The 16,333-nt window shown below is 67.3% G+C and carries 14 protein-coding genes; 7 read left to right on the forward strand and 7 right to left on the reverse strand.

Going from position 1 to position 16,333, the window contains the following annotated elements:
* Positions 1–220: 220 nt before the first annotated feature.
* Positions 221–646 (reverse strand): CBS domain-containing protein, encoded by a 426-nt coding sequence (locus tag KZX42_RS03860; RefSeq protein ID WP_248117287.1) that lies wholly within the window; start codon positions 644–646, stop codon positions 221–223.
* A 106-nt stretch (positions 647–752) separates the two neighbouring features.
* Complete coding sequence (locus KZX42_RS03865) at positions 753–1,442, reverse strand: rhomboid family intramembrane serine protease (RefSeq protein WP_248117289.1); 690 nt, start codon at positions 1,440–1,442, stop codon at positions 753–755.
* Positions 1,443–1,561: 119 nt separating this feature from the next.
* Here KZX42_RS03865 and hfaA point away from each other — a divergent pair, with 119 nt between their 5' ends.
* The 4 genes from hfaA (at position 1,562) to KZX42_RS03885 (ending at position 7,190) form a co-directional block, all read left to right on the forward strand.
* Positions 1,562–2,002 (forward strand): holdfast anchoring protein HfaA, encoded by a 441-nt coding sequence (gene hfaA, locus KZX42_RS03870; RefSeq protein WP_248117292.1) that lies wholly within the window; start codon positions 1,562–1,564, stop codon positions 2,000–2,002.
* Entirely contained in the window at positions 1,999–3,015 is a 1,017-nt protein-coding gene (hfaB, locus tag KZX42_RS03875) for a holdfast anchoring protein HfaB (RefSeq protein ID WP_248117294.1), read from the forward strand. Before hfaA ends, hfaB begins: the two co-directional genes overlap by 4 nt.
* A complete protein-coding gene (gene hfaD, locus KZX42_RS03880; RefSeq protein ID WP_248117296.1) occupies positions 2,942–4,201 on the forward strand; it encodes a holdfast anchor protein HfaD in 1,260 nt (419 codons plus the stop codon). Before hfaB ends, hfaD begins: the two co-directional genes overlap by 74 nt.
* Before the next feature lie 109 nt (positions 4,202–4,310).
* Positions 4,311–7,190 carry a M16 family metallopeptidase gene (locus KZX42_RS03885; RefSeq protein WP_248117298.1) on the forward strand — a complete coding sequence of 960 codons (2,880 nt, stop codon included), beginning with the start codon at positions 4,311–4,313 and terminating at the stop codon, positions 7,188–7,190.
* A 135-nt stretch (positions 7,191–7,325) separates the two neighbouring features.
* On the opposite strand, the gene KZX42_RS03890 is transcribed toward KZX42_RS03885, so the two are convergent.
* On the reverse strand, positions 7,326–8,234 hold the full coding sequence (locus KZX42_RS03890) for a hypothetical protein (RefSeq protein ID WP_248117300.1): 909 nt from the start codon (positions 8,232–8,234) through the stop codon (positions 7,326–7,328).
* A gap of 316 nt (positions 8,235–8,550) precedes the next feature.
* Here KZX42_RS03890 and ileS point away from each other — a divergent pair, with 316 nt between their 5' ends.
* Complete coding sequence (gene ileS, locus KZX42_RS03895) at positions 8,551–11,469, forward strand: isoleucine--tRNA ligase (protein ID WP_248117302.1); 2,919 nt, start codon at positions 8,551–8,553, stop codon at positions 11,467–11,469.
* A gap of 198 nt (positions 11,470–11,667) precedes the next feature.
* Here the strand turns inward: ileS and KZX42_RS03900 are convergent, their stop codons facing one another.
* Positions 11,668–12,942, reverse strand: a complete 1,275-nt coding sequence (locus KZX42_RS03900) for an EAL domain-containing protein (protein WP_248117305.1) — start codon at positions 12,940–12,942, stop codon at positions 11,668–11,670.
* Between the two features lie 110 nt (positions 12,943–13,052).
* Between KZX42_RS03900 and KZX42_RS03905 the strand changes: the two genes are divergently transcribed.
* Positions 13,053–13,835 carry an SDR family oxidoreductase gene (locus KZX42_RS03905; protein WP_248117307.1) on the forward strand — a complete coding sequence of 261 codons (783 nt, stop codon included), beginning with the start codon at positions 13,053–13,055 and terminating at the stop codon, positions 13,833–13,835.
* Positions 13,825–14,751, forward strand: a complete 927-nt coding sequence (locus tag KZX42_RS03910) for a lipid A biosynthesis acyltransferase (RefSeq protein WP_248117309.1) — start codon at positions 13,825–13,827, stop codon at positions 14,749–14,751. Before KZX42_RS03905 ends, KZX42_RS03910 begins: the two co-directional genes overlap by 11 nt.
* Here KZX42_RS03910 and KZX42_RS03915 read toward each other — a convergent pair.
* Genes KZX42_RS03915 through KZX42_RS03925 form a run of 3 tightly spaced genes read right to left on the reverse strand, consistent with a single transcriptional unit; the run spans position 14,718 to position 16,308 of the window.
* Positions 14,718–15,224, reverse strand: coding sequence for a response regulator (locus KZX42_RS03915; protein WP_248117311.1), 507 nt, complete (start codon positions 15,222–15,224; stop codon positions 14,718–14,720). The genes KZX42_RS03910 and KZX42_RS03915 overlap by 34 nt on opposite strands.
* 11 nt (positions 15,225–15,235) lie before the next feature.
* Positions 15,236–16,099 (reverse strand): M23 family metallopeptidase, encoded by an 864-nt coding sequence (locus KZX42_RS03920; RefSeq protein ID WP_248117313.1) that lies wholly within the window; start codon positions 16,097–16,099, stop codon positions 15,236–15,238.
* A complete protein-coding gene (locus KZX42_RS03925) occupies positions 16,096–16,308 on the reverse strand; it encodes a DUF2093 domain-containing protein (RefSeq protein ID WP_248117315.1) in 213 nt (70 codons plus the stop codon). The genes KZX42_RS03920 and KZX42_RS03925 overlap by 4 nt, the downstream gene beginning before the upstream one ends.
* Positions 16,309–16,333: the final 25 nt, after the last annotated feature.

Consider the following 16,333-nt stretch of genomic DNA (forward strand, 5'->3'; position numbering starts at 1 on the left):
TATTCAAACCAACCCAGGAAAGCAAGAAGTTTTTCAACTCTTTCTTCCCCTCAAAACCCCGGGAAACCAGTCCCCAAGGCCCCGTAGGCCGGCCCGTTTCCGAGCGAGGCAGCCCTATACGGGCACCACTTTTACTCAGCAAGAAGAATCGTCGGGATTCTCGAAAAAACTGGCAACACAACGGTCGTCAAACCGTCACGCGACAGCAGTCGCTCCCGGTTCAGCCGGCGATATAGGAGCGCAGACTATCGGCCTCCTTAGCGTGTTCGGCGATCTGGCACTTCACCACGTCGCCTATGGAGATGACGCCGATAAGCCGTTCGCCCTCCAGCACCGGCAGATGCCGGATGCGCCGATCGGTCATCCGGCTCATCAGAGCGGACATTTCCTCCCTGGGCTCGGCGAAGATCACCTTGGCCGTCATATAGTCGGCCACCGGCCGGCCAAGAGCGGCGCCTCCGTCCGCCGCCAGGGCGCGCACCACGTCTCGTTCCGAGAAGACGCCCGCGACCCGGTCCCCATCACAGACGACCAGGGCGCCGACCCGCCTCTCTTCCAATGCTGCGCAGGCGTTGGCCACGGTCTGCTCCGGCGCGATGGAGATAACGGCGTCTCCCTTGGTCTTTAGGATTTCGGCGACGAACATCGCGGCTCCTTCTCTCTATCAGAGAAGCGACCGCAGGGCCGGGATGGCGACAGGGCCGCATCAGGGCGCGATGATCGCGCAACCAGGCCGTAGAGGCAAACCCGGGTCAGCCGTGCGCGGGCGCACGATCCACCCCGCGGCCAAAGGCGCGCGCCAAGGGGCCGATGGCCAAAATGCCGACGACGAAGCCGACCGCATGGGCCTCCCACGCGATGGCCGCGCCGTCCGCACCGGGCGCAAAGCCGATCAGGCCCGTCAGGGCGTTGACGCCCATCCAGGCCAGCGACGCCGTGACCACTCTTCTATCGGTCAGCGCCAGCACGCCGCCGCCGGGCGGCACGCCCAGTAGACGCGTCGCCGCCCCGATCAAGCCGAACACCGCCCCCGACGCTCCGACCATCGGCGCGCCGGATCCCCAGTGGATCAGCCCATAGCCCAGCGTCGCCAGCCCGCCGCACGCCACATAGAAGAGGAGAAACACCATCGGACCAATCCGGTCCCCCAGCAGTCGGGCGACCGGCGCGCCGAAGGCCAGGGCGCCGATCGCATTCATCCAGGCGTGGGTCCAGCCGCCGTGCAGCAACATGGCGGTCAGCAGCCCGCTCCACCTTCCCTGCTCCAGATCGACGGGCGCGAAGGCCATGCTCATGCCCATGTCCGGCAGATCGCGCTGAAAGAGATAGAGCAAGGGAATGGAAGCCGCGATCAGCAAGGCGACCAACGGCACGTTGAACAGAGGCTCGCGCGGCGGCCTTGCGTGCTGGGGAGGTTCGAATCGACCGGGCGCGTCTGACATGGCCCACAGATGCGCAACGGATTTCGCGACATCAAGCGCTTCTTAATAACCTTAATGCAAGGGTCGGATGCGGATCGCCGAACGGGGGTCCGTCGTCTGTCTGCGCGAGGAACCGACCAGTGGCCGTCAAGAGGCTGTTTCTAACCACCGCCGTCACGGCTCTGGCTGGCCTGGCCAGCGTGCCCGCCGTCGCGCAATCGACCGGTTCGGGCGGCGCATCGCGCTTTCAGCAAGGCTATGGCGGCGCCCGTTCGGCGGCCACCAACGCCACGACCGGCTCGACCCGCGACGCCAACGGCAATCGCCTGATCGTCAACGGCATAATCCAGTCCGGCGCCTCTTCCTATTCCAGCCAGTCGGGCGGGGTCGCCTCGGCCTATGCGGGCGCGGGGTCGTCCAACCACGGCGGTACGGCCATCGGCGGATCTACCGCCATCGGCAACCAGCTGAACGTGGTGGTGCAGGGCAACCGCAACACCGTGATCGTCAATTCGAACCAGACCAACACCGGCGCGGTCAACGCCGGCACGGCCCTGAACGGGAACATCAACCTGCCATGAGCCGTCGTCATCTCATAAAGGGCGGTGCGGCCGCCTCGGCCGTCGCGCTTCTATTGGCCGGCTGCGTCAGTCCGGTCGCCGGGCCGTCGGGCCAGTACGCCACGCCTATCGGCAATGCGCCGGTTACGGCCAATCCGACGCCCTATTCGGCCTCGCTCTACTGCCTGGCGGACTACGCCCGTCGCTACAACCTGCCCTCGCCGCGCATGGCCGTGGGTCGGATCAGCGACTACACCGGCACCGTATCCTCGGACGGCGGGCGCCAGATCACCGGCGGCGCCTCCCTGATGGCCAACTCGGCTTTGGCCAAGGCCGGCGCCCGCATCGTCGAACGCTACGACACGTCGGTTTCCGAGCTTGAACTGCGTTACGCCAACAATAAGCTGATCGGCGACAATACGCCGGACGCCCAGGGCCCGGAAGACACCCAGTACCGCCGCATCCTGGCCGGACAGGTGCCGGGCTCGGACTTCTACGTGGTCGGCGGCATTACCGAGGTCAATTACAACATCCGCTCCGGCGGCGTCGATATCGGCCAGGGCGAGGTGGATTCCGCCCGTCCCGGCTCGACCATGCTGAACCATCGCGTCTATGTGATGAACATCGCCATGGACCTGCGCCTGGTGCAAACCACCACGCTGGAGGTGGTCGACGTCGTTTCGTACCAGAAGCAGATCATCGGCCGCGAGATCTCGGCCGGGGTGTTCGACTTCCTGAACGGCAATGTCTTCGACATCTCGGCCGGGACAGGCGGAATGGAGCCGGTCCAGCTGGCCGTCCGCGCCCTGGTCGAACGCGCCACGGTCGAGTTCATGGCCAACCTCTATGGGGCGCCCGGCCCCGAAATCTGCCTCAACCCCGCCAACGATCCCCTTGGCGGTTCAACCGTCGGGCCGACCGGCGGCTATTATCCGGCCTATCCCACGCAGGAGACGAACAATGGCCAAACCCGCGCCGATCCGTCTCGCTGGCATGATGGCCGCGACAGCGACGTTCGCCGCACTCGCCACTGAGGCGAGCGCACAGCAGACCCCGGCCTGCGACCCCGCTCTGGTGGAGGCCTGTTTCAGCCGCCAGACCCAGTCCGGCGACGTCACGGGCCAGGTCGATCTGAACCTGACGGTCGATCAGCTGACCGTCACCACCAGCGCCCAGGGCAATTCGCTCGCGGGCGGTGTGACGGCTGCGTCCGCCGGCTTGGCGTCGCGTCAGACCATGACCGGCTCGGCCCGGGCTGGCAGCACTGTCGGTCTGAACGGCGCAGCGGACGGGCAGGTCAGCGTGACCACACAGGCGCGCGGCAACTATTTGGGCGTCACGACAGATGGCGCCACCTTCGCCGTGGACGCCGATCAGTCGACCACGGGCGCCGAGGTTCGCGCCCAGACCGTCGTACGCGCCCCCACCGGCCGTATGTTGCAAGGCGGCTTCGCCTCCAGCGCCGCGACCGCCAACACCGTGGCCATGGGTGGGCCCTCCTCGTCCCTGACCGGCGTCGTCGATCAGCGCGCCCAGACCACCGTCTTTTCCGAGACGGTCGCGGATGTGCAGTACATTCCGGCCCCCGCCGTCTTTGCATCCCAATCGGCGGCCAATGTCGTCCAGACCAACACCACAGGCGCCTCGCACCAGGATCTGGCCGTGCGCCAGTCCAACGCGCCCTCAACCGTTGAGGCCCGCACCGACGTCTATGTCGACAACGCCTGGGACTTGACGGCCAGCGCCAACGCCGGCGCGAACCAAGCCATCATGACCAACGCCGGCGGCTCCATGCTGGCGAATGTGGATCAGTCCAACGCCGGGCGGGTGCGGTCGGACGCGCGCGTTCAGACCAATCTGCAGGGCCAAACCGTCCTTGCGGCCCGCAGCGTGGCCAACGAAACCGTCGCCGGCAACAACGACATCTATCTGAAGCTGGACAACACCCAGTTGAACACCGGCGGGGTCGAGGCGACCGCCACCTATGTCGGCGTTAACGGCTATGACGCCTATGTCGGCGCCGATGCGGTGGGCAATGCGGTGACGGGCTACGCCTGTTCGCGATGCGGCGGCGACGTCAACATCACTAATAGTCAAACCAACAGCGGCAATGTGACCGCCAACGCCAACGCCACAGTCGCCTCTGGCCGCACAGCCGCTGTCGGCGCCAACGCCGTGGGCAACACCGCCACCTTCTACATCAGCCGCCCCGGCGGCTGACCAAAGATGACAAGCTTGTAAGGTTCGACCGCACACCTTGCCGAAAAGGCAAGCTCGCTTTACACATCCGACACCGCGCCATCGGGGGTTGCGGTTTCGGAGAAATTCCATGCGTTCTGCGCGTCGCCTGCTGCTCGTCGCGGCTTCCGGCCTGGCCCTGTCGGCGGGCCTTGTCTCCATCGCCAATGCACAAAGCGCAGCGCCCGTCGCCGCCTCGACCGCCCAGGTCGCGCCGTCGAAGCCTTGGGCCCAGACGGCCAGCGACATTCCGGCCGACCCCGCCGTGCGCTACGGCCTGTTGCCGAACGGGATGCGCTACGCCCTGCTGAAGAATGCGACGCCACCCGGTCAGGCGTCGTTCCGCCTGCGGATCGACGCCGGCTCGCTGATGGAGCGCGACGACCAGAAGGGTCTGGCCCACTTCATGGAGCATATGGCCTTCAACGGCACCAAGGACGTGCCCGAGAACGAGATGATGCGCATCCTGGAACGGCTGGGTCTGGCCTTCGGCGCCGACACCAACGCCTTCACCAGCTTCGACCAGACCGCCTATATGCTGGAGCTGCCGAACACCAAAGACGAGACTGTCGACCCGAGCCTGCACATCCTGCGCGAGATGATGTCGGCGGCCCTGATGGCGCCGGACGCCATCGATTCCGAGCGCGGCGTCATCGTCGGCGAGGAGCGCACCCGCGACACGCCGCAGTTCCGGGTGCTGAAGACCCAGCTGGGCCTGTTGGCGCCCGGCCAGCGCCTGTCCCAGCGCCTTCCCATCGGCGACCTGGACATCATCCGCACCGCCCCCCGCCAACGGTTCGTCGACTTCTACGACGCCTACTACCGCCCCTCGCGCGCGACCTTCATCGCCGTGGGCGATTTCGAAATGGATGCGATGGAGGCCAAGGTGCGCGCCGCCTTCGCCGACTGGACGCCCAAGGCGCCGGACGGCCCCGAGCCAGACCTGGGCGCCGTCGCCGCGCGCCAGCCCCAGACCAGCATCATCGTCGAACCCGGCATCCAATCCTCCATCCAGATCAACTGGATCAAGGCCCCCGACCTGAACGCGGACACGGTGGCCGAGCGTGAAGCCGACATCCGTCGCGGCCTGGGTCTGGCCGTGCTGAACCGTCGCCTGGGCGAGATCGCCCGCGCGGACAATCCGCCCTTCATCGGCGCCGGCGCTGGCTATCAGTCGCTGTTCGACAGTCTGGACGCCGGCACCCTGTCGGTCGCCTTCAATCCCGGCGGCTGGAAGCGCGCGCTGGAGACGGTCGAGCAGGAAAGCCGCCGTCTGGTCCAGTACGGCGTGACCGAGGCCGAGCTTCAGCGCGAAATCGTCAACACCCGCACCGCGCTTCAGAACGCGGTCGCCTCGGCCGCCACCCGCTCCACCCCGACCCTGGCCTCCGCCCTGCTCAGCGCAGTGAACGACGATCAGGTCTTCAGCGCGCCCCAGACCAATCTGGACCTGTTCAACAAGGCCGTCGACGGCCTGACCGTCGCCCAGGTCGACCAAGCCGCCCGCGCAGTGTTCGAAGGCCAGGGTCCGCTGGTCCTGTTCAGCTCTCCGGTCCCGGTCGAGGGCGGCGAGGCCGCCGTCACCGCCGCCTTGGAGGCGTCGCGCAACACCCCGGTCCAGGCCCGCGCCGCCGAGGCGGAACTGAAGTGGCCCTATGACAGCTTCGGCGTCCCGGCGCAGCCGTCCGCCCGCAGCGAGGTGGCCGACCTGGGCGCCACCCTGGTCCGCTTCCCGAACGGCACGCTGCTGAACATCAAGAAGACCGACTTCCGCACCGATCAAGTCCTGGTCAGCGCCCGCACGGGCCTGGGCGAACTGGGCCTGCCCGCCGACCAGCTGTCGCCCCTGTCGATGGCCAGCACCATCCTGACAGCCGGCGGCCTGGGCAAGCTCAGCCTGGACGAGATGAACCGCGTCCTCAGCGGCCGCACCTACAGCGCCTCGGTCAATCAGGCGACCGACGCCTATGTCTTCTCCGGCGCGACCAAGCCCGCCGACCTGCAGCTGGAGCTTCAGGTCCTGGCCGCCTATCTGACCGATCCGGGTCTGCGCGCCGCGCCGTTTGAACAGACCAAGGCCCTGTTCCCGCAGATTCTCGCGCAACTGGGCGCCACCCCTCGCGGCGTGTTCCAGCGTGACGCCTCGGGCCTCTTGGCCGGCGGCGATGTGCGCGAAACCACTCCGACCGCCGATCAGGTGGCCGCCATCCAGATCGACGACGTGAGAAACGGAGTCCGTTCGGCGCTGGCCCAGGGTCCGGTGGAGATCACCGTCGTCGGAGACGTGGACATCGACGCGGTCATCGCCGCCGTCGGCGCCACCTTTGGCGCCCTGCCCGCGCGCAGCGCCGCTCCCGCCCCGTCCGCCGGGTCTGCTCAGCGCAAGTTCCCCGCCCCCACGACCGCGCCGGTCCAACTGCACCACACCGGCCCGGCGGAACAGGCGCTGGGCTTCGTCGCCTGGCCGACCACCGACCAGGTCCACGACCGCAAGACCGCGCGTCAGCTGTCGATCCTGTCCGACGTGCTTCAACTGCGCCTGAACGACGAAATCCGCGAGAAACAGGGACTGGCCTATTCGCCCAGCGCCGGCTCCACCTCGTCAAACGTCTTCCCCGGCTATGGCTTCATCGCCGTGACCGCCGAAACACCGCCGGCGGCCCTGCCCAAGCTGTTCGAGACGGTGGACGCCATCGCCGCCGATCTGCGAGACGATCCTGTCAGCGAGGACGAGCTGAACCGCGCCCGTCGCCCGGCGGTCGAGCGCATCCGTCGCAACATGGCCGACAACGGCTATTGGCTGACCCAACTGTCCCAGGCCCAGTCCGATCCGGCGGGCCTGGACCAGACGCGCAACCAGCTCTCGACCCTGGAAGCCGTCACCGCCGCCGATCTTCAGGCCCTGGCGCGCCAGTATCTGAAGCCCGACGCCGCCTGGCGCGCCGCCGTCACGGCCCAGGGCGCTCAATAGATCAAACAAAAAGGCCCCGGCTCGCATCCTGCGGGCCGGGGCCAGTCGTTTCAGGATCGTCGACGGAGAGCCGGCACATTCGATCCTTTCATCCGTCGCCTGAGCGGCGGCTGAACGGGATCGTCAACCCGCCGTTCAGAACACCCGGCCGCCGACGCCGCCGTCCAGGGTGATGGCGCCGGTCAGGACGGTTGCGCTCTCCACCTGTTCCTCGCGGTACTCGGTGTATTCCTCTTCGCGATACATCGTCAGGATCTTGATCCCGGCGCCGTAGCGACGCAGCAGCGAACGCTCGTTGCAGTCCCGCTCAGGCTTCTCGGGACGGCACTCCAGCTTGCCGCCGTTTCCGAACCACAGGGCCTCGTGCTTGCGGCAGGTCAGGGTCGTGCCGTGGTCGAAGTTCACATTCCCCTCATAGTCCGCCAGCGTCGCCTGCAGCCAGGTGCCCGCCAGGCAGCGATAGATTTCGCCTTCGAACCCGTCGGCGATCTCGCGGTCCGGCCGCACCTGGGACGCAGGGTGCGGCACCTGGCGGTCGTCGATGCAGACGGCCTGGATGACGACGCGCTTCATCATGCTGCGAAAGGCGCTGTAGGGGGTGCGCACCGTCTGGGCGACCATGCCCTCGACCGCCAGACCCTGGATCGTGGTTGGATAGGGCTGGTCCACGCTGATGTAGGCCGCGCCGCCCCCACCGCCGTAGCTGCCCGAGAACCCGCCGGCCCGCGCGTTCAGATAAGACCGCGCGCCGGCGTTGGCGTAACCATTGGCGTTGGCCCCAGCGTTCGCATTGGCGTTCGCGCCGAGGTTCACGTTCACATTGACGTTGGTGTTGACGTTGTTGTTCCACTGGTTGCCGCCGGGAACGCAGCCGCCGCCGCCGCCGCCGCCGCAGGGGGGCTCGGGCGGAGGGGGAGGTTCGCATGAGGTGCAGGGCGGCGGCTCGCACCCCGACCCGCATTGCGCCAGGGCCGCGCCGGCGCCGGCCGACACGGCCAGACCGGCCGCCAGGCCCAGCATCCATTTCGTGATCCGCAGCCGCATCGGCGGGACTCCCAGACGATCATTGCCTCGGCCGAATTGGATTTCGGCCGATCCTTGCCGTCACAAAACGGCAAAAGCCTTTCGTTTCCGTTGATGGCGGCGACGCTTCGGGATGGCGCAATGCCGCATCGGTCTGCTAGACCGCCCTCACAATGACCGTCCGCGTCCTTCTTCGCCTGATTTCGATTAGCCGCCCGGCGTAGCGCTTCCGGGCCATCTGGCCCCGTGCACGCCGGGATCGACAGCCCTTCAAGGCGCGCGACGCGCGACAGGGCGAACAGACCAGCGAACGACAACCTAGACGCCGAGACGACCCATGGCCGACGCCCCCACCGAAACCTCCGCTCGCGATTATCGCGACACCGTCTTCCTACCCGAGACGCCCTTCCCCATGCGCGGCGGCCTGCCCCAGAAGGAGCCGCTGATCCTTGAGCAGTGGGGCGACCTCTATGGAACCCTGCGCGCCGAACGTCAGAAGCAGAATGCGCCTCTGTACGTGCTGCACGACGGCCCCCCCTATGCCAACGGCGACATCCACATCGGCCATGCGCTGAATAAGACGCTCAAGGATTTTGTCGTCCGCAGCCGGTTCCTGCTGGGCTATGATGTCGACTACGTCCCCGGCTGGGACTGCCACGGCCTGCCGATCGAGTGGAAGATCGAGGAACAGTTCCGCGCCAAGGGCCGCCGCAAGGACGAGGTGTCCAAGGACGAGTTCCGCCGCGCCTGCCGCGACTACGCCGGCAAATACATCGACCTGCAGCGCGACCAGTTCAAACGCCTGGGCGTCACCGGCGACTTCGCCAACCGTTACGCCACCATGGACTTCAAGTCCGAGGCGGCCATCGTCGCCGAGTTCCACAAGTTCAAGAACTCGGGCCAGCTGTATCGCGGCTCCAAGCCCGTCATGTGGTCGCCGGTGGAGCGCACGGCGCTTGCCGACGCCGAAATCGAATACCACGACCACGTCAGCCCCACGATCTGGGTCAAGTTCCCGGTCACGGCCATGTCGGACGATCACCCCGACGACCTCTTGGCCTTCCGTTCCAGCACCCCGTCCATCGTCATCTGGACGACCACGCCCTGGACCATCCCGGCCAACCGCGCCATCTCATACGGCCCAGAGATCGCCTATGGCCTGTACGAGGTCACGGCGATGGAAGAGGGTCTTGAGTTCGCGCCCTGGGCCAAGCCCGGCGACCGTCTGATCCTCGCCGACAAACTGGCCGAGGACGTGTTCAAGGCCGCCAAGATCGCCACCTGGACCCGCGTCTACGACATCAATCCGTCGGGCCTCGAAACCGCTCATCCGCTGGCCGCGCTGGACAGCGGCTATGGCTTCTCCGTGCCGCTGCTGGCCGGCGATCACGTCACCGACGATGCGGGCACCGGCTTCGTCCACACCGCGCCGGGCCACGGCGCCGACGACTTCGAGGTGTGGAAGGCCCACGGCCATCACGAGGTGCCCGACACCGTCGATCCCGACGGCGCCTATTACGCGCACGTCCCCCTGTTCGCGGGGCTGAAAGTCCTGGAAACCGAAGGCAAGAAGACCGGCAAGTTCGGCTCCGCCAACGGCGCGGTGATGGAAAAGCTGATCGAGGCGGGCAACCTGTTGGCGCGTGGTCGGATGGAGCATTCCTATCCGCACTCGTGGCGTTCAAAGGCCCCGATCATCTTCCGCAACACCCCCCAGTGGTTCATCCGAATGGACGAGCCACTGAAATCGGGCGACACCCTGCGCGAAACCGCGCTTCAGGCCATCGACGACACCGCCTTCCACCCCGCGTCGGGCAAGAACCGCATCCGCTCGATGGTCGAGGGCCGCCCCGACTGGCTGGTCAGCCGCCAGCGCGCCTGGGGCACGCCGCTGGCCATGTATATGGACAAGCAGACGGGCCAGCCCCTGCATGACGCCGAGGTCGACGCCCGCATCGTCGCCGCCATCGCCGAACACGGCGCCGACATCTGGTTCACCGCGCCCGACAGCGACTTCCTGGGCGCCCACGACCCGGCCCGCTACGAGAAGATCGAAGACATCCTGGACGTCTGGTTCGATTCCGGCTCGACCCACGCCTTCACCCTGGACCCGCGCCTGCCCGAAAACGGCTATGTCGGCGACCGTCCGGCCCATTGGCCCGCCGACCTCTATCTGGAAGGCTCGGACCAGCATCGCGGCTGGTTCCAGTCGTCGCTGCTGGAGGGCTGCGGCACACGCGGCCGCGCCCCGTTCAAGGCGGTCCTGACGCACGGCTTCACCCTGGACGAGAACGGCGAGAAACAGTCGAAATCCAGGGGCAACACCACCGATCCGCTGGTGGTCATCAAGGAATCCGGCGCCGATATCCTGCGTCTGTGGGTGGCCCTGGTCGACTATTCCGAGGACCAGCGGATCGGCAAACAGATCCTGCAGACCACGGTCGACGCCTATCGCAAGCTGCGCAACACCGTCCGTTATCTGCTGGGCGCCCTGGCCGGGTTCGACGAGGCCGAGCGCCTGACCGACTACGACCAGTTCCCGCCGCTGGAGACGTTCATCCTTCACCGCCTGCACGAACTGGACGCCCATGTGCGTCGGGCCTACGCCGAATACCGCTTCCAGGATGTGGTGCGTCCGGTGCTGGAGTTCTGCTCCAACGACCTGTCGGCCCTGTATTTCGACATCAGGAAGGACGCCCTCTACTGCGACCGTCCCGACAGCATCCGCCGTCGCGCCGCCCGCACCGTGATGGACGAAGTCTTCGCCCGCCTGACCGCCTGGCTGGCCCCCCTGACGCCCTTCACCATGGAAGAGGCCTGGACCACGCGCTTCCCCGACGCCGGCACGAACTGCGCCCGCGTCATCCCCGACACTCCGGCCGCATGGAGCAACCCGGCCGAGGCCGAGCGTTGGTCCGCGATCAACACCGTCCTCGAAGTGGTCAATGAATCGCTGGAAGCGGCCCGCCGCGAGAAGCTGATCGGCGGCGCCCTGGACGCCTGGCCCACCGTCACCGGCCCCGCCTCGGCCTTCGCGCCTTTCGAGGGTCTGGACGCGGCCGAAATCTTCCGCACCTCGGGCGCCGACCTGGTCGAGAGTGGTGAATCGATCACGGTGGCGGTCAACCCGGCCGACCACCCCAAATGCGCCCGCTCCTGGCGGCGCGTCCCCGACGTCGGCTCCGACCCGGCCTACCCGGACCTGTCGGCCCGCGACGCCGATGCCGTGCGGTATTGGGACCAGACGCACGCTTGATGGCAAAAATGTCTCCTCCCCACAGCGTGGGGAGGGGGACCACCCCCGGGTCCCGCCAAAGGCGAGCCCGAGGGCAGGCTACGCGGTGAAGGGGCTCTTGAAGTCTCCCAGCCGCGTGTGATGGTTGAAGAGCCCCTCCGTCACGGCGCGAAGGGCGCCGCGCCACCTCCCCACGGGGTGGGGAGGAGACGAACTGTTTTAGCTGAAACGCCGACGCTGTTCGGCGCTGCGCAGGGTGGAGCGCAGGAACTCGGCCGGGGGGTCCGTTTCGGCCAGGACCTGTTCCTTGATGGCGCGGGGTTCGCCGAACAGGTGGCCCTGGCCCATCGCCACATCCAGTTCGAGGATGTCGACGACCTGGCGTTCGTTCTCGACCTTTTCGGCGATGACCTCGACGCCATAGCGGCGGGTCAGGGCGGCGAAGTCGGCGGCCTGGATGTCGGGCATGGAGCGCAAGGGCGCACCGCCGTCCAGGTCAAGCAGTTGTTCGATCATCAGGTCGGCCGCGACCTTGATGAACTTGACGTCCGAGCGTTGCAGGTCGGCGAAGTCCAGGTCCAGCGTCTGCACCTTGTCCAGCGAGAAGCGGAAGCCCAGGTCGGCCAACTTGGCCATGTTGCGCGCCTCGACCGCGCCGCGCGCGTCGAAGGTGGCCTGACCCAGTTCGAAGATCAGGGCCTGGTTCAGGTCGCGGTTCTCGGACAGGAAGTCGAGGAACTGAGGGAAGAAGGTCTCGTCGCCCAGGGAGGTCAGGGCCACGTTGCAGAAGACGCCGACCTTGCGGTCCTGGCGCGCCAGCCGTCGCACGATCTGGGCGCAGCGGAACAGCAGCAGATTGTCGATGGCGGGCACCAGCCCCTCGCCCTCGGCCAAGGACAGATATTCCGCCGGCATCATCACCCGGTCCGTGGCGTCGCGCAGTCGGGTGAAGCTCTCGTAGAAGATGGTCCGGCGCTGCGGCAGGGAGACGACCGGCTGCAGATACAGGTCCACACGGCCTTCGCTGAGCGCCTCGTGGATGGTGCGCAACAGGACGGTGGACTGAGCCTGGCGGCGGCCCTCGAAGGTCTCGACGCCGATGTGTGGCGCGGCCGACAGGCGTTCGTCGATGCTCACGCTCATCTGCTGAACCAAGGATTCCAGCATCCGCACCTCGCCGGTCAAGGCGTCGGTGTCGGACAGGACGCCGCTCTCGATGGCGTGGGCCAGTTCGGTCAGGGCGCCCTGGGTCGATTCCATCGCATCGGCCAGCAGGCGGTGCGCCTCGCGGACCTGGGCGATCTCCTTCTTAAGGGCGCGGCGGTCGGCGATGCCTGTGACGATGCCGTGGAAGGCGCCCAGCAGACCCAAGGCGCCCAGCGTCCCGGCCACGCCCGCGCCGATCCCCAGACCGGCGCGCCACAGGAAGGCGCCCACGGTCATGCCGAGGAACAGATAGGCGAAATACAGAAAGCCCGTGGTTACGTTGCGCATCGGCTGGCGGTCGGCCACTCCCGGATGGAATCGCCTGAGTATCAGGCTATCAATGTCATTCGGCTAGAGCGGGACGATAAATATCCCCGCAGAAACATACGGGAAACGCAATGGAACTGTTCGATCTGACCGGCAAGGTCGCCATCATCACCGGCTCTTCGCGCGGAATCGGCAAGGCCATCGCCGAACGGCTCGCCGAACACGGCGCCAAGGTCGTCATTTCCTCGCGCAAGGCGGGGCCGTGCGAAGAGGTCGCCGGCGAGATCAACGGCAAATACGGCGCCAAAGCCGATGAACCGCGCGCCATTGCTGTTCCCGCCAACATCGCCTCCAAGGAAGACCTCCAGCGCCTGGTGGACGAGACGAACAGCGCGTTCGGCAAGATCGACATCCTTGTCTGCAACGCCGCAACCAATCCCTACGCCGGTCCGATGGCGGGCATCGCCGACGACCAGTTCGAGAAGATTCTTCAGAACAATGTCATCTCCAACCACTGGCTGATCCAGATGGTCGCGCCGCAGATGGTGGAGCGCAAGGACGGGGCGATCCTGGTGATCTCGTCCATCGGGGGCCTGCGCGGCAACGCCCTGATCGGCGCCTACAACATCTCCAAGGCGGCGGACATGCAGTTGGTGCGCAATCTGGCGGTGGAGTGGGGGCCGTCGAACGTGCGGGTCAACTGCATCGCGCCGGGCCTGGTGCAGACCGACTTCGCCAAATATCTGTGGGAGAATCCGGAGTTGCTGAAGACGGTCACCGAACCCGCCCCGCTGAAAAGGATCGGCCAACCGGATGAAATCGCCGGCACGGCGGTCTATCTGTGCAGCCCTGCGTCGGCCTATGTGACCGGACAGACCCTTGTGGTGGACGGTGGATTGACGATTGCCTGGTAAGAGTAGCGATTGGCGACAGGATTTCGCATGGCGTCTGGAAGCCTTCGGCTTTCAGGCGCTGTTCGGCTTTCTGCGGCTGCTGGGCGTGGAGCGGGCGTCTGGCCTGGGCGGCTGGCTGTTGCGCACCCTGGGGCCCCTGACGGGCACGCAGAAGACGGTGATCCGCAATCTGCGCATCGCCTTTCCCGACATGGATGAGGCCGAGCGCAACGCCTTGGCCCTGGCCCAATGGGACCAGACCGGACGCACCTTCGCGGAACTGGCGGTGATGGACCAGTTGACCCCCGAGGGCGGCCGCGTGGAGGTGGTTGGGCTGGAGCGGCTGCACGCTTTGCGCGACAGCGGCAAGCCGGCGGTGCTGATCTCGGGCCACCTGGCCAATTTCGAAGTGATGGCGGCGGTCATCATGGCGGCGGGCGTGCCCTGCCAGGTCACTTACCGGGCCGCCAACAACCCTTATGTCGACGCTCTGATCCGCAAGAGCCGGGAACGGTACGGCATCCGCCTGTTCGCACCCAAGGGCGACGGGACACGCGATCTGATGGCGGGAATGAAGCGGGGCGACTCCATCGCCCTGCTGGTCGACCAAAAATACAATCAGGGGCCGGAGGTGCAGTTCTTCGGCCAGCCAGTGAACGCCTCGCCCGGCGCGGCGCGGCTGGCGGCGCGCTTCGACACGGTGATGCAGCCCCTTTCGGTGGTGCGCCTGCCCAATGCCCGGTTCCGGGTCACGGCGCACGAGCCAATCTCCGTCAACCACAGCGAGGACAAGGCCGCCGACGTCCTGGCTGGAGTCCAGGCCGCCAACCGCTTCGTCGAGGATCGGGTGCGCGAGCATCCGGTGGACTGGTTCTGGGTCCACAAGCGCTGGCCGGACGAGGTCTATGCGGCGCTGGATCGCCCAGCGTCGGTATAGCGGCGGAACGGCCCTTCGTAGTCCGGCGGGTCCCGGCGGCGACGGCATGGGCCGACATAGCCCTCGGCCTTTATGAAGGCGCGCGGCCGCAGGATGACGGCGTTGATCCGGTCCAGCATGGCCTTGGCGGTGATCGGCTTGACGATGAACTCGTTCACGCCGGCGTCGCGCGCCTCATAGACCCGGGCGCGCTCGGAATGGCCGGTCATCATGATGATCGGCAGATAGACGTTGGGGCTGTCGGGACTGGTGCGGACCAGGCGGGTGAACGCGACCCCGTCCAGCGGGAACATGTTGAAGTCCACGATGGCCAGGTCGATCGGGTGGCGACGCAACAGATCGAAGGCCGCCGTCCCCTCCTCCGCCTCCTTGACGCTGCGGATGTCGGCCGAGTGCAGGACGGCGGCGGCGATGGCTCGCATGTTCTGATTGTCGTCCACCAGCAGGACGTTCAGCGATTTCAGGGAAGACATCCGGCCCCTTGTCAGGCGAGCGTTTTCGGCGCCTGGGCGCCCACCATCAGCGATGGGTCCAGATTGCGGTCGCGCCATTTCATGCGCCAGCACAGATGCGGCCCTGTCGCGCGACCGGTCATGCCGACGCGGCCCAGAGGATCGCCGCGCCGCACGCGCTGGCCCTGCTGCACGTCCAGCCGCGACTGGTGCAGATAGCAGGTGATCAGCCCCTGGCCGTGGTCCATCAGGGTCAGGCCGCCCTCGAAATGCATGTCAGGGCGGACAAAGGCGATGCGGCCGTCGGCGGGGGCGCGGATCACGCTGCCCTGCGGCGCCGCCAGGTCGATGCCGTAGTGCGGGCGGGCGGGCGTGCCGTTCAGGATGCGCTGGGCGCCCCAGGCGCTGGAGACGCGGTAGCTGTCCAGCGGCCAGACGAAGCCGTCCTTGAAGTCGTCGGCGTCGATGCGGCTGGCGAAGCCCTCGGTCTTCAGCGCGATCTCGCGCTGGATGCGGACCAAGAGGGCCGGGTCGCTGGGCTCGACGGTCGAGGGCGGCAGGCCGTTCACGCGGGTCGAGGGAAACGCGTAGGGCGCGATGTCCAGCGCGCGCCGGGCTGAGCGGGCGCCGTCGGCCGACCGGACCTCGATCCGTGCGCCGGGGCCGGCGTCGCGGTCGAAGCCGATCACGAACAGACCGGCCGCCGAGGCGGTGGTCAGGGCCTCGCCGTCCACGAAGACCAGGGCGCCCGGCGCGGTGCGGCCCAGCGCATAGCCGCCCTGGCGCCAGGCCCCGTTCAGCGCCAACGGCATGGCGTTTCGGTCCTGCGCCCTCAGCGGGCCGGCGATCAGCCCGGCCCCGGCTCCGGCCAGAACGGCGCGGCGCGTGGCGATCATTTCGCCGCCGACTGAACGGCGATCTGGGCGGCGATGAACTCGGCGGGGCCGTAATAGGGCTGCTGGCGCGAAGGGCTCCAGTAGCGCAGAATCTCCAGCGGGATCGGCCGGTCCGTCACCGCGCAGCGCACGAACCGGCCCGGCTTCAGCACCGCGAACTCGCCGTCGCCATAGTGAAGAACGGCCTGGTCTGCAGCGGTCATGTCCATGGCCCGACGATACCCCCGGCCCGCC

It is taken from the genome of Brevundimonas sp. EYE_349 (assembly GCF_023147505.1).
Taxonomy (GTDB): Bacteria; Pseudomonadota; Alphaproteobacteria; order Caulobacterales; family Caulobacteraceae; genus Brevundimonas.

Excerpts from the sequence above, each read along its gene's own strand:
- KZX42_RS03860 (WP_248117287.1), bottom strand. The coding sequence starts at position 646 with ATGTTCGTCGCCGAAATCCTAAAGACCAAGGGAGACGCCGTTATCTCC.
- KZX42_RS03865 (WP_248117289.1), bottom strand. The coding sequence starts at position 1,442 with ATGTCAGACGCGCCCGGTCGATTCGAACCTCCCCAGCACGCAAGGCCG.
- hfaB (WP_248117294.1), top strand. The coding sequence starts at position 1,999 with ATGAGCCGTCGTCATCTCATAAAGGGCGGTGCGGCCGCCTCGGCCGTC.
- hfaD (WP_248117296.1), top strand. The coding sequence starts at position 2,942 with ATGGCCAAACCCGCGCCGATCCGTCTCGCTGGCATGATGGCCGCGACA.
- KZX42_RS03885 (WP_248117298.1), top strand. The coding sequence starts at position 4,311 with ATGCGTTCTGCGCGTCGCCTGCTGCTCGTCGCGGCTTCCGGCCTGGCC.
- KZX42_RS03890 (WP_248117300.1), bottom strand. The coding sequence starts at position 8,234 with ATGCGGCTGCGGATCACGAAATGGATGCTGGGCCTGGCGGCCGGTCTG.
- ileS (WP_248117302.1), top strand. The coding sequence starts at position 8,551 with ATGGCCGACGCCCCCACCGAAACCTCCGCTCGCGATTATCGCGACACC.
- KZX42_RS03900 (WP_248117305.1), bottom strand. The coding sequence starts at position 12,942 with ATGCGCAACGTAACCACGGGCTTTCTGTATTTCGCCTATCTGTTCCTC.
- KZX42_RS03905 (WP_248117307.1), top strand. The coding sequence starts at position 13,053 with ATGGAACTGTTCGATCTGACCGGCAAGGTCGCCATCATCACCGGCTCT.
- KZX42_RS03915 (WP_248117311.1), bottom strand. The coding sequence starts at position 15,224 with ATGTCTTCCCTGAAATCGCTGAACGTCCTGCTGGTGGACGACAATCAG.
- KZX42_RS03920 (WP_248117313.1), bottom strand. The coding sequence starts at position 16,099 with ATGATCGCCACGCGCCGCGCCGTTCTGGCCGGAGCCGGGGCCGGGCTG.
- KZX42_RS03925 (WP_248117315.1), bottom strand. The coding sequence starts at position 16,308 with ATGGACATGACCGCTGCAGACCAGGCCGTTCTTCACTATGGCGACGGC.